Below are 12,385 nucleotides of genomic sequence, written 5' to 3' on the forward strand. Positions count from 1 at the left end.
GCGCTCGTCAGCCCTGCGGCACCAGCCAGATCGCGCGCGCCGCGACCTCGCCCAGGTCGACACCGCCCGCGTCGGGCCCCTCGCCCGCGCGCACCGACACGACCCCGGCGACCGTGCGCCGCTCGACGACCTCGACCGGCGCGTCGAGCACGAGCCCGACCGACTCGACGTAGCGCAGCAGCTCGGGGTCCGCGTCGGAGATGCGCGCGACGGCCCACCGGCCGGGCTCCGCCTCCCACAGCACGCGCGCCTCGAGCGTCTCGAGCGAGCCGTCGGGGCCCGGGATCGGGTCGCCGTGCGGGTCGCGCCGGGGGTGGCCCAGCTGCGCGTCGATCCGCTCGACGAACAGGTCCGACACCGCGTGCTCGAGCACCTCGGCCTCGTCGTGCACCTCGTCCCAGCCGTAGCCGAGCACCTCGACCAGGAACGTCTCGACCAGGCGGTGGCGGCGCACCATCGCGAGCGCGTGCCGGCGGCCTTCGGCGGTGAGCTCGACGGCGCCGTACGGCTGGTGCGTCAGGTAGCCCGCGTCGGCGAGCCGGCGGACGGTCTCCGAGACGGTCGAGGCGCCGACGCCGAGGCGCGCCGCGAGCATCTTGGTCGTGACGGGCTGCGCCGACCACTCCTGCGCCGACCACACCACCTTGAGGTAGTCCTGCGTCACCGCGGTCAACGGGGGCGTCGGCTGGCTGCTCACGGCGACCAGCGTAGGGCGCGCGCCGGGCGCGCCCGTGCCGTCACCACCCGTCGACGCTCCAGTGCCACGCCTCGCTCGGCAGGTTCTCCAGCCCGTACGCGGGCGCGTGGTCGACGAGCCACCGGTACGCCGCGGTGCCGTGCTGGACGACGCCCCCGCCCACCGTGAAGTCGAGCGCGAGCCCGCGCTCGTGCCGCGACGTCCCGGGCGGCGCGGTCGGCGGGTAGCACGCGCCGGACGGGGTGCAGTTCTGCGCACGCAGCGCGATCTGCTGCTCACCGCTGCGCCAGCCCCACGCGTGCAGGTCGATCCCCTCGGCACGCGCGGCGAGCATGAGCTCGTCGACCGCGGCGGCGAGGCACGGGTGCACGCGGACACCGGTGGACGTCACCACCGTGTCCGACTGCGGGACGGGTGCGTCGACGGCGGTGCAGTCGGTCGCGAGCTCGGCGCGCCGGACGAGCAGCTCGGCCGGCACGTCGACGCGCCACAGCTCCTGACCCGTCGCCGCGAGCAGCAGCACCGCGCCGTCCTCGAGCCGCACCGACGACCCCGGGCCGCCGCTCGTGCCCGTCGACCACAGCGGGGTGCCGTCCGCGGCGGACAGCACGAGGTTCCCGTCGTCCTGGACGACGAGCCGCGCCCCCGGGCCGGTCGCGGCGGGCGCGGACCACACCGGGCGGCCGTCGTAGCTGAGCGCGAGCGTCGCCTCGTCGAGCCGCAGCCGCAGGCGCCCGTCCGACGACCCGAGCTCCTGCCCGGTGGCCAGGGGTGCGCCCGCGGCGAGCTGCGACGGCCCGATCGCGGTCTGCGACGACCACAGCGGCGTGCCGTCCGGGTCCCACAGCACGACGTCGCCGTCGTCCTGGACGACGAGGGTCGCGCCCGGGTGCCCGGCGGTCCGGGTCCGCCACGCGCGCCGACCGTCGGTGTCGGTGACGACGAGGTTGCCGTCCTCGCGCAGGACGAGCGACGACCCCGGCTCGTGCGTGCCGGCGGACCACCGGGTCGACGCGTCCGGTCCGAGCAGCACGACGTCGCCGTCGTCGAGCACCTGGAGCGTGTGCCGGCCGTCGGGCGACGTCAGCGCGTCACCCGGGTGGAGCTCGCCACCGGGCGGCAGGATCGACGGCAGCACGGCCGTGCCGGACTCCCACGTGACCGAGCCGTCGGGCGCCTCGACGACGACGTCGCCGTCGTCCCGCACGACGAACGCGGCCCCGGCGGACCCCGCCGTGCCCGTGCTCCACACCGTCGAGCCGTCGGGCGCGACCAGCACCACGTCGCCCTCGGGTGTCACGGTGAGGTGCGCACCCGGGGTCGCGGTCCCGGCCGTCCAGCGGGGCACGCCCTCGGCGTCGTAGAGGCCCAGGTCGCCGTCGGGCTGCACGACGAGCGTCTGCGTCCCGTCGGCCGACACGAGCCCCTGGCCCGGTTCGAGGGCCTCGCCCGCGAGCAGCCGGTCCTGACCGGACGCGGCACCCGCGGGCACCGCGCCGACCAGCACCGACGTGACGACCGCGAGCACGACCGCGACCACGGCTGCCGCCCGACGGCCCCGGGTCCGCGCCGGCGCACGGTCCACCTGTCCTCCCACGCCTTCCCCCCTCAGCGCACGTTCGGCTGGTGCGAGGGGAGGCGGTGTGCCACGACCATGGCCCCACTCGCGTGCCCCCACCCTAAGTGACGTCGGTCACATCGGTGAAGGGTGATTCGTCCCTCCGCGGGGCGAGGGCGTCGGCGCCGGCACGGGCCACTGCAGCCACGGGCTGACGGACGCCGACGCGTCGGGGCGGACCTGCACGAGCCGGTAGTCGACGATCCGGCGCCGGTCCGGGTCCCAGCGCAGCACCGTCATCTCGGCCGTCCCGTTGAGCGGTCCGACGGTCGGCTGACCGAGCGTCGCGCCCGCGGTGCTCGAGCTCACGTACTGCACGCCCTCCCCCACCACGGCCGGGCCGACACGCTTGTGCAGGTGCCCCGAGACCTGCGCCGGGACGCACCCGTCGGTCAACGCCGGCGTGCCGACGCGCGGCGTGTGGATGAGCAGCAGGTCCACGCCGTCCTCGTCGTCGCACGCGGTCTGCGCGAGCCGTTCCGCCATGTCCTGCGGCGACTCGTCGGTCGCCGACGTGCCCGAGCCGACCCGCGTCTGCGCGGGGTCGTGGTCGCCGAGGATGCGCACGCCGTCGACCTCGACGACCGACCCGTCGAGCACGCGCGCGCCGCTGCGCGCGTACACCGCCGACGTCTCCGCGGAGTCGTGGTTGCCCGGCGACGTGACGAGCTCGACGCCGTCCGGGACGGCGCGCGCGAACGTCGTCACGCAGTACTGCTCGACCCCGGTCCCGTTCATCGTGGTGTCGCCCGCGTCGAGCAGGACGTCCGCGCCGGACCGCTCCACGACGGTCGCGATGAGCGGCGCCATGCCGACGTTGCAGTGCAGGTCGGAGACGACGACGAGCACGACCGGCTCGGCCTCGTCGTCGCCCGCGGCCGCGGAGGTCGTCGGGCTCACGGTGAGCGGGTCGCGCGCCTCCTGGGCGTCGATCACCGGCTGCGTCGCGTCCCACGCCGCGTCCAGGGCCGTGCCGGCCCGCGCGTAGAACGCCTGGTTCTCGCGGTAGGCGTCGACGACGTAGCCGCCGTACGTGTCGATGACGCCGCCCAGGCGGCCCGTCACACGCGCGCCCTCGAGCGGGGTGTCGTCGAACACCGCCGACGCCGGCCGCGACGCGTCGGGCTGGTCGCGCTCGCCGACGCTCGCCGTGAGGACCGTCCCCGCCACCACGACGGCGACCGCACCGCCCGCGATCGCGCGCCGGTGCGGGCGCAGCGCGGCGACCAGCTCACCCCGACGCGCAGGTCCGAGCATCCAGCGCCCGAGCCACCACACGGCCGTGAGCAGCGCGAACGTCAGGGCCGCCCGACCCAGCGCGTCCGCGACGAGCGCGCGTGCGACGTCCTCGAGGGCCGCCTGCGGGGCCGAGAAGAACGCGAGGTAGCTGCGCAGGTCGCCGTTGAGCGCCTGGAGCGTCGTCGCCTGGTCGAGCTCGGTGACCGCGGCCGGGATCTCCTGCACCGTGACGCGCACGCCAAGAGTGAGAGGCAGCGGCGAGTCGATCTGCAGCGTGCCCACGGGTCCGAGGTCGATCGTCACCGTGTCGTCGGTCGTCACGTCGTAGCGCGCCTCGTGCGGGCCGAGGCTCAGCTCGACCGACGCGGTGGTGACCCCCACCACGAGCGCGACGAACGCACCCGCGACGACGACCGCGAGCCGCCGCCACGTGCGCGGGGAGGGGCGGCGCAGGCCGCGCCACCACGAGCTGCGCGCACCCGTGCCGTCCGGCGTCTCGTCGGGTGCGGTGCTCATCGCACCCGAGCCTAGACTCGGCCGGGTGCGTCGTCGCGGCTACGTCCTGACGTCCGACTGGCGCGTGGGCGCCCCGCTCGCGCGGTGCTGGGACGTGCTCGCCGACCCCGCCCTCACCTGGCCCGTGTGGTGGCCCCACCTGCGCACGCGCGACGTGCGGCCCGTCGACGGGCTCGTCGGGAGCTCCGCGACGCTGCTGTTCCGGACGCCGCTCGGCTACGCGCTGCGGGTCGGTCTGGTCGTCGAGTCCGCGCAGCCGCAGCGTCGCGTGCTCGTGCGCGCGTCGGGCGACCTCGAGGGGCACGGCGACGTCGTGCTCGAGGCGCTCGCACCCGACCGCACGCGGATCGGCGTCGTGTGGGACGTGCGCACGACGCGGGCGTGGATGAACGCGACCGCTCCCCTGCTGGGCCGTGTCTTCACGGCGTCGCACGCGCGCGTCATGCGGCTCGGCGAGCGCGGCCTCGACGGGCACCTGGCCGCGACCGCGCCGGTCGCCGACCCGGCACCCGACGTCACTGGTACGTGACGAGGTCCGGCACGGGCTGCACGGCGTAGGTCTGTGCGGGGTCGAGCATCGGCTTGTCCTCGTCGACGAAGTTCTTCCACCCCCAGTGCACCGCGGGGGCACCGTTGCGCAGGGTCGCCCACGTGCCCGCCTTGGCGGGCTGCGAGCCCTGGCCGTCGACGTGGATGACCGTCGCGAGCTCGTCGTGCGAGGTGTCCAGGCCCTCCCGGCCGCTGATCATCCGCAGGCTGAACTGGTGCAGGACGAACATCTTCTGCGGGAGCACGCGCTCGCGCGTCAGGCCCGCGAGCCACGCGCTGACCGCGTTGACCTCCGCGACCCCGACCGACCCGATCTGGCGCAGGTGCACCTGGTCGGGCGCGAGCCGCCACTCCGGGTCGAGCGCGAGCCCGACGTACGGCAGCGCGAGGAGCTCGGTGTAGAGCTGCGCCTGCGTGACGAAGTCGGTCCGCCCCGGCTGCAGGTCGAGGATCACGAGCTGGCCGGCGGCTCCCGCGGCCTCGACCAGCGGGCGCAGCTCCTCGACGGACCGCTCCTGCGAGTAGTTGCCGTCCGGTCCCGGCCCGGCCGACGCGATCGTCGCGATGACCTCGACCGCCGGCACCACCGCGTCCCCCGTCAGCGGGCGGTACGCGTCGGCCTGACCCTGCGCACGCGCGACCGTCGCGGGCACGTCCTGCTCGCCGAGCACCCCGAGCGCCGCCGTCCCGGGCGTCCCGTACAGCGCGACGTACCGCTTGCCGGGCTGCCCCGGCACCGCCGGGAAGACCAGCTGGCCGCCGCCCGGCAGCTCCACGCCGGTCGAGGCCGTCGCGACGCGTGCCGCGAGGCGGTCGGGTGCCCCGAACCCGTCCCCGAGCGCGACGACGTGCGCCGGCCGGCGCTGCGCCAACGCCTGGACCGTGCCCGCGAGCGCGCGCGGGTCGCCCCCGGGGACGTCGAGGGCCTCGACGCCCATGACCGCGGCGTTCGCGACCGCGACCGGCAGTGCGCCGGTCACGCCCGTGAGCAGGACCGTCGACTCGACGGGTGCCGGCGGCGCGGTCCGCGGCAACGCCCCCGTGCCCGTCCCGCTCGGCGACGCGCTCGCGCGCGTGCCGCGCGACGCCGACGGGCTCGCGGCGGTCGGCGTCGCGTCGGCGGAGGGCGAGGTCGCGGGCGCGGGTGACGCGCCGTCCGCCCGGACGACCGTCACGCCGTCAGGGACCGGTGCGGTCGCCCCGACCGCCACGGCCCAGCGCGTGCCGAGACGCTCGAGCTCGGCCGCGAGGACGTCGGGCGGCACGCCCGGACCACCGAGCAGCACGGGCGCCCCGAGCCGCGCGCCCTCCCGGATCGCGGCGTCCTGCGCGGCCGGGTCGGCGGCGTCCGCGAGGACGACGACGGGTGCGCGCGCGACGAGCGTCCGGACCACCTCGAGCGCGGCCGTCTCCGCCGACGCCGCGGGCAGCACGGTCGCGGGGAGCGTCGGCTGGACCGCCTCCGCGGCGAGCGGGGACGCCGACGGCGACGGGGTCGCGCTCGCGCTCGTCGTGGGGTCCGGCCGGCCGTCGTCGGCCGTGCAGGCGCCGAGCCCGAGGCACGCGGCGGCGGCGACGAGCGCGGCGGTCCGGTGGTGGACGGGCCGGCGGGTCTGCCGGCGGATCGGCTGGCGCGGCTGACGGATCGGCACGGTCCTCCCTCGACGGTCGGCGCCCCACTGTACGGGGGCGGCTCGAGCGTCCGCCCCTCGGGAGAGTCCGCGGACGGCGGTCGCCGGGCGGACCGGCGCGGCCGTCCGCGCACCGGCCGACCGCGCGACGACCAGCGGGCGGACCGGGCTTCCGGGCGGCCGCGCACGAGCGCTACGGTCGGCGGCGACAGAAGCCCCCGGGGAGCGCAGGAGCGCTGAGAGTGCGGCCGGACACCACGTCCCACCCGCAGACCCGTGGAACCTGACCTGGTTCGCACCAGCGTAGGGAGCAGGGCACTCGTCGCCGACGGCCGCGTCGGCGACCGGCGTCCGTCGGGCTCGACGCGACGCCTCGTCGCGCCACCCGGACGGTCGTCGGTCGTGCGCCGTCGCGCGGCCCCGTGCTGCTCGCCGGGGGTCCGCCACCGCACCGGAGGACCACCATGAGCACCCCCGTCACCGCCCCCGACCGACGCGCGGTCGCGACCGCCGCCGAGCTCGGCGTCGGCGCCCGCTTCTCCCTGCACCCCGCGTCCGGCGACGCCGTGCGCGTGATCCTCGACGCGCTCGCGCACGCCGACCGCGACCGCGTCACCGTGACCACCGACGACGTGTCGACACTCGTGCGCGGCACCGAGCACGACGTCGTCCGCTACGTCCACGACGTGCTCACCGCGGCGGGCCGCGACGGCACGCACGTCGCCGCGCACGTCCAGCTGTCGCGGGGCTGCCCGGGCGAGGTCGCGTGCGCGCTGCCCGACGACGTCGTGCTGTCGGCCGTCGCACCGCCCGACCTGCCGCCCACGGGTCTGCGGGCCGCCGCGCACTGGGCGCTCTACCCGCTCGACGACGGCAGGCCCGGGCACCCCGGCGACCACATGCGGGCGATCGAGCAGGCGATCGCCGTCGCGCGCGCCCGTGCCACGGTGTCCGCGTCGCACTTCGTCACGCGGCTCGACGGCGACCTCGCCGACGTCCTCGGCGCCGTCGCGGACGCGTGGCTCGCCGCCGCCCGGCACGTGCGGCACGTCGTCGCGCACGTCACGATCACGCTGCACTCGCCGTCGTGGGCGGACGGTGCCGCGGGCGGGGCGGCGGCCGGCGCGACGAGCGACGTGGCGACCGCCGCCTCGTCGGCCGGCGCGACCGCCCGCGCGGCGACCGCCGTGACGGACGCCGACGTGGCCGGGGTGGACCGATGAGCGCCGCACGCGCGCGCGTCACGCTCGCCGAGCTCGTCCTGCTGGCCGTCCTCGCCGTCGTCTTCGGGTTCCTCTACTGGGCGCTGGTGCAGGCGTGGGGCGCGCTCCAGCTCGCGATGGGGCCCTTCGGCGACCTCGCCCAGCACGTGCTCATCGGCGGGTGGATGGTCGCGGCCCCGCTCGCGGTCTACGTCGTGCGCAAGCCCGGGGTCGGGATCGTCGTCGAGCTGGTCGCCGCGTTCGTCGAGGTGGCGTTCCTCGCGTCGCCCGTCGGACCGACGCTGCTCGTCGTCGGTCTCGTGCAGGGCGCGGGTGCCGAGGCGGCGTTCGCGCTCACCCGGTACCGCCGCTACGGGTGGGGCGTCTTCGCGCTGTCCGGGGTCCTCGCGGGGCTCGCGAGCACCGCGCTCGGGGTCGTGCGGTTCGGGTGGCTCGGGCAGGACTGGTTCGCGTGGCGGCTCGGGCTGCAGGTCGTGAGCGGGCTCGTGCTGTGCGGGCTGCTCGCGCGCGTGATCGGCGACGCGCTCGCGCGGACCGGGGTGCTCGACAACACGGCGCTCGGCCGCGCGCGGCGTGGCCGGACGGCGACGGCGACGCCGGTGGCACCGGCCGGACCGGACGGGCCCGTCGAGCGGACCGGACCGGACGCGCCCGTCGAGCCGGCCGGACCGGACGACCCGGCAGGACCGGACGACGCGGAGGTCCCGGTGGACGAACGGACCGGCGCCCGGTGATCCGGGCACGCGGGCTCACCGTCCGCTACCCCGACGCGCCGCGCGCGGTGCTCGACGGCGTCGACCTCGAGGTCCGCGCGGGCGAGCACGTGCTGCTGCTCGGCGGCTCGGGCGGGGGCAAGAGCACGCTGCTGCGCGTGCTCGCCGGTGTCGTGCCCCGTGTGGTCGACGCCGACGTGGCGGGCGCGGTCCGGGTCGCGGGCGTGCAGCTGCCCGCGGACCACGTGCCGCCCTCGACCGGCTACCTCACGCAGGACCCGGCCGACCAGCTCGTGCTGCCGACCGTCCGCGACGAGGTCGCGTTCGGGCTGGAGAACCGCGCGGTGCCGGCCGCGGAGATCCCGCCACGGGTCGAGGCCGCGCTCCGTGCGGTCGGTGCCGCGCACCTCGTCGACCGGCGCACCGCGGAGCTGTCGGGCGGCGAGGGGCAGCGCGTGGGGCTCGCCGCGACGCTCGCCACCGGGCCGGACGTGCTGCTCCTCGACGAGCCGACCGCGCTGCTCGACCCGGCGGCCGCCCGCGGTGTCGCGGCCGCGGTCGCGGCGACCCGGACGTCGCACCGCGCGAGCGTGCTCGTCGAGCACCGCCTCGACGAGCTGGGCGTCCTGCCGGGGCGGACCGTCGTCCTCGACGCGGCCGGGCGCGTCGCGGCGGACGGTCCGACCGCCGGGGTCCTCGTCGCGCAGGCGTCCCGCCTCGCCGACCTCGGGCTCGCGCTGCCCCTGCGTGCCGAGCTGCGCGCGGCGGGGGTCGGGTCGCTCGACGACCTCACCGGCCGCGACCCGCGACGGACGGGCGGAGTCGCGCCCCCGGGGGCACCGGCGGCGCACGTCGTGCTGCGGGCGCGCGGCGTGCGCGTGCGTCGTGACGGGCGCGACGTCCTGCACGGCGTCGACCTCGACGTGCGGGCGGGGCGGGTCACCGCGGTCGTCGGCCCCAACGGGTCGGGCAAGAGCACGCTGCTGCTCGCTCTCGCCGGGCTGCTGCCGGCGGCGGGCGGCGTGCACGGCGGGACCGTCGGGTCGGTCTTCCAGCGGCCCGAGCACCAGCTGCTCGCGCGCACCGTGCGCGACGAGGTCGCATGGGGACCCCGTCGCGCACGGCGCGCCGACGTCGACGCGCTGGTGGCGGCCGCGCTCGGCCGGTACGCGCTCGACGGACTGGCCGACCACGACCCCTTCCGGCTGTCCGGAGGCCAGCAGCGACGCCTGTCGCTCGCCGCCGCGGCCGTGTGCGGGCACGACGTGCTGCTCGCCGACGAGCCGACGTTCGGGCAGGACCGGCGCACGACGCTGGCCTGCGGCGACGCGCTGCGCGGGCTCGCCGACGAGGGGCGCGGCGTCGTCGTCGTGACGCACGACCTGCGCCTCGTCGCCGAGCTCGCCGACGACGTCGTCGTCCTGCGTGCGGGTCACGTCGCCGGTCGCGGCACGACGGACGACGTGCTCGCCGACGCCCGCCTGCTCGGCACGGCCGGGCTCGTCCTGCCGCCCGTCGTCGCCGCTGCCCTCGCCACGGGCCGACGGGTCCGGACCGTGCTCGGCGCGCTGCGGTCGGCCGCGGCGGCGGCGTCCGGTGGGGAGGAGCCTCGGCGCCCGCACGGGCGCCGGTCGGTGCTCGCGGCGGGCGTCGGGGGCACACCGTCCGGGCACCCGGCCGGTGTGCCGTGAGCCCGGCCGTGCTCGGCCGCGCGCTCCCGCACGACTCGGTGCTGCACCGGCGGAACCCGACCGTGAAGCTCGCGGTGTCGTCCGCCGTCGCGCTCGTGCTGCTCGTGCCGGTCGACCCGTGGACCCCGGCGGTCCTGCTCCTCCTCGCGCTCCCCGCGACGACGCTCGCGGGTCGCCTCGGCGCGCGGACGGTGCTGCGCGCGCTCGCGCTCTTCACACCGTTCGCGCTGTCGCTGCTCGCGGTCAACGCGGTCACGCGGCCGGGCGCCGTGCTCGCGCACGTCGGGGCCCTCGACGTGACGACGACGGGTCTGGCCGTCGGCGGCGCGCTCGCGCTGCGCACGCTGCTCGTGGGGCTGCTGTCGGTGGCCTTCACGCTCACGACCGACGCGGGGCGCCTCATGACGAGCCTGCACCAGCACGCACGCCTGGGGCCGCGGGCGACGTTCGCGGTGCTCGCGGGCTACCGGGTGCTGGAGGAGCTGCCGGGACGGTGGGAGACGGTGCGCCGCGCGCAGGCCGTGCGCGAGCCCGAGCGTCGCCCCGGCGCGCGCCTGCCGTCCGACCCCGCCTCGCTGGCCCGGGCCGCGTTCACCGTGCTCGTCGTGTCGCTCCGGCAGGGCGAACGGCTCGCGATCTCCCTCGAGCAGCGCGGGCTCGGCGCCGGCCCGCGGACGGTGGCGCGGCCGGTGCCGCTCGACCGCCGCGACCTCGTGCTCGCCGTGGTGGTCCTGGGTGCGGTGGGCGTGGTCCTCCTCGCGTCGTGGCGGACCGGGGTGCTGCAGACGTGGTCGACGGTGGGCTGACGCGGTCGGTCGGCGCGGTCCGTCGACGCGGTGGGCCGCGCGCGGCCGACGCGGTCCGTCGACGCGCTCGGCTCGTCGGGCGGGGCCGAGAGGCGGGTGCGAGGCTCGGCACATGGCGCACGACGAGGTCGAGACCGCGTTCGAGGTCGCTCCCGACACCCCGATGCCCTCCCTGGCCCCGCTGCCGGGCGTCGCGCGCGTCGACCGTCGGGAGCCGCAGCGCCTCGTGGCGACCTACTGGGACTCCCCCCGCCTCGACCTCGCCCGTGCCGGGGTGTCGTTGCGACGCCGCACCGGCGGCCACGACGACGGCTGGCACCTCAAGGTGCCGCTCGCCGGCGACGGGTCGGACGGGCGTCGGCGCACGGAGCACCGCGCGGACGGCGCGCCCGCCAACCCGCCCGACGAGCTGGTCGCCCTGGTCCGGTCCCGGCTGCGCGACGCCGACCCGGTGCCCGTGGTCGAGCTCGTGACGACGCGCACGGCCACGCTGCTCCTCGGCGAGGACGGCACGGTGCTGGCAGAGGTCGCGGACGACGTCGTCGAGGCCCGCGCACCACGCACGCCCGGCCCGGACGCGCCGGGCGACAGCGGCACGAGAGCCGCGGCCGACGCCGGCGGGCTCACACGCTGGCGCGAGTGGGAGGTCGAGCTCGTCGCGGGAGACGACGCGCTGCTCGCCGCGGCCGCGGCGGCACTGGCCGAGGCCGGCGGTGCTCCCCGTGCGGCGTCGAAGCTCCAGCGGTCGCTCGGCGGCGCGGTCCCGGTGCCTGCGTCGCGGGAGCCCGGGGACACGACGGCGGCCGAGGTCGTCCGGGCGTGGGTGGCGCGCGACGTCGAGCGGCTGCTCGCCGCCGAGACGGGGGTGCGGCTCGGCGACGACGAGGCCGTGCACGACGCACGCGTCGCGGTGCGCCGGCTGCGCGCGACGCTCGGCGTCTTCCGGCCCGTCGTCGACCGGGCCCTGACCGAGCCCGTGCGCGACGAGCTCCAGGAGGTGGGGCGGGTGCTCGGCGCGGCACGGGACCCGCACGTGGAGCAGACCGCGCTCGTCGGGCGCCTCGTCGACGAGCCCGTCGAGCTCGTGCTCGGGCCCGTCGAGCGCCGTGTCGTCGACGACCGGTCCGCGGCCCGCGACGCGGCCCTCGCGCGCGCCGTCGCGCTGCTCGACTCGCCGGAGCACCTGCGCCTGCTCGCCACGCTCGACGCGTGGGCGACGGCGCTGCCGCGGGGACCGCGCGCCGACGACGACGCCGAGGACGTGCTCCCCCGGGGCGTGGCACGCACGTGGCGCGCGCTCGAGCGGCGCGCGGAGGAGGCCGAGCGGGCGGCGGGCGACGCACGCGACGCGGCACGGCACGAGGTCCGCAAGGCCGCCCGCCGGGCGCGGTACGCGGCCACGACCGCGGCCCTGGTGGTCGGGCGACCGGCACGGCGCAGCGCGTCACGCGCGCACGACGTCCAGGACGTGCTGGGCCGCCAGCAGGACACCGTGGTGCGGCGCGAGACGCTGCGCCGGCTCGGCGTGCAGGCGCACCTCGACGGCGACAACGCGTTCACCTTCGGGCGGCTGCACGCCCTGGAGCAGGCGGCGGCGGAGTCCGCCGAGCGCGACGCCCTGCGGGCGATCCGTCGGGCGCTGGCGCCGAAGCACCGGACCTGGACGACCTGAGCGCGCTCCGCGGACGGCCGCGCGGGCGAC

10 protein-coding genes and 1 riboswitch are annotated in these 12,385 nt (G+C 77.7%); of the genes, 6 read left to right on the forward strand and 4 right to left on the reverse strand.

Going from position 1 to position 12,385, the window contains the following annotated elements:
• Positions 1-7 precede the first annotated feature (7 nt).
• The 3 genes from GXP71_RS08820 to GXP71_RS08830 all read right to left on the reverse strand — a co-directional run bounded on the left by GXP71_RS08820 (position 8) and on the right by GXP71_RS08830 (position 4,070).
• Entirely contained in the window at positions 8-697 is a 690-nt protein-coding gene (locus tag GXP71_RS08820; protein WP_162352358.1) for a metal-dependent transcriptional regulator, read from the reverse strand.
• Positions 698-737: 40 nt separating this feature from the next.
• Positions 738-2,282 carry a D-alanyl-D-alanine carboxypeptidase family protein gene (locus GXP71_RS08825; protein WP_162352359.1) on the reverse strand — a complete coding sequence of 515 codons (1,545 nt, stop codon included), beginning with the start codon at positions 2,280-2,282 and terminating at the stop codon, positions 738-740.
• Between the two features lie 108 nt (positions 2,283-2,390).
• Complete coding sequence (locus GXP71_RS08830) at positions 2,391-4,070, reverse strand: metallophosphoesterase (protein ID WP_162352360.1); 1,680 nt, start codon at positions 4,068-4,070, stop codon at positions 2,391-2,393.
• Here GXP71_RS08830 and GXP71_RS08835 point away from each other — a divergent pair.
• On the forward strand, positions 4,063-4,599 hold the full coding sequence (locus GXP71_RS08835; RefSeq protein ID WP_238402690.1) for a hypothetical protein: 537 nt from the start codon (positions 4,063-4,065) through the stop codon (positions 4,597-4,599). The genes GXP71_RS08830 and GXP71_RS08835 overlap by 8 nt on opposite strands.
• On the opposite strand, the gene GXP71_RS08840 is transcribed toward GXP71_RS08835, so the two are convergent.
• Positions 4,586-6,271 (reverse strand): hypothetical protein, encoded by a 1,686-nt coding sequence (locus GXP71_RS08840; RefSeq protein WP_238402691.1) that lies wholly within the window; start codon positions 6,269-6,271, stop codon positions 4,586-4,588. The genes GXP71_RS08835 and GXP71_RS08840 overlap by 14 nt on opposite strands.
• 188 nt (positions 6,272-6,459) lie before the next feature.
• A riboswitch (TPP riboswitch) is annotated at positions 6,460-6,579 on the forward strand.
• Positions 6,580-6,714: 135 nt separating this feature from the next.
• Here GXP71_RS08840 and GXP71_RS08845 point away from each other — a divergent pair.
• The 5 genes from GXP71_RS08845 to GXP71_RS08865 all read left to right on the forward strand — a co-directional run bounded on the left by GXP71_RS08845 (position 6,715) and on the right by GXP71_RS08865 (position 12,355).
• Positions 6,715-7,473, forward strand: coding sequence for a YkoF family thiamine/hydroxymethylpyrimidine-binding protein (locus GXP71_RS08845; RefSeq protein WP_162352362.1), 759 nt, complete (start codon positions 6,715-6,717; stop codon positions 7,471-7,473).
• Entirely contained in the window at positions 7,470-8,207 is a 738-nt protein-coding gene (locus GXP71_RS20545; protein ID WP_238402692.1) for an ECF transporter S component, read from the forward strand. The genes GXP71_RS08845 and GXP71_RS20545 overlap by 4 nt, the downstream gene beginning before the upstream one ends.
• Positions 8,204-9,877: an ABC transporter ATP-binding protein gene (locus GXP71_RS08855; RefSeq protein ID WP_162352363.1), complete on the forward strand. Its 1,674-nt coding sequence runs from the start codon at positions 8,204-8,206 to the stop codon at positions 9,875-9,877. Before GXP71_RS20545 ends, GXP71_RS08855 begins: the two co-directional genes overlap by 4 nt.
• Positions 9,874-10,683, forward strand: coding sequence for an energy-coupling factor transporter transmembrane protein EcfT (locus GXP71_RS08860; protein WP_162352364.1), 810 nt, complete (start codon positions 9,874-9,876; stop codon positions 10,681-10,683). Before GXP71_RS08855 ends, GXP71_RS08860 begins: the two co-directional genes overlap by 4 nt.
• A gap of 112 nt (positions 10,684-10,795) precedes the next feature.
• Positions 10,796-12,355, forward strand: a complete 1,560-nt coding sequence (locus GXP71_RS08865; protein ID WP_162352365.1) for a CYTH and CHAD domain-containing protein — start codon at positions 10,796-10,798, stop codon at positions 12,353-12,355.
• Positions 12,356-12,385 lie beyond the last annotated feature (30 nt).

Origin of the sequence: Cellulomonas sp. H30R-01 (assembly GCF_010119915.1) — a bacterium.
GTDB lineage: Bacteria > Actinomycetota > Actinomycetes > Actinomycetales > Cellulomonadaceae > Cellulomonas > Cellulomonas algicola.

Excerpts from the sequence above, each read along its gene's own strand:
- GXP71_RS08865 (WP_162352365.1), top strand. The coding sequence starts at position 10,796 with ATGGCGCACGACGAGGTCGAGACCGCGTTCGAGGTCGCTCCCGACACC.
- GXP71_RS08830 (WP_162352360.1), bottom strand. The coding sequence starts at position 4,070 with ATGAGCACCGCACCCGACGAGACGCCGGACGGCACGGGTGCGCGCAGC.
- GXP71_RS20545 (WP_238402692.1), top strand. The coding sequence starts at position 7,470 with ATGAGCGCCGCACGCGCGCGCGTCACGCTCGCCGAGCTCGTCCTGCTG.
- GXP71_RS08845 (WP_162352362.1), top strand. The coding sequence starts at position 6,715 with ATGAGCACCCCCGTCACCGCCCCCGACCGACGCGCGGTCGCGACCGCC.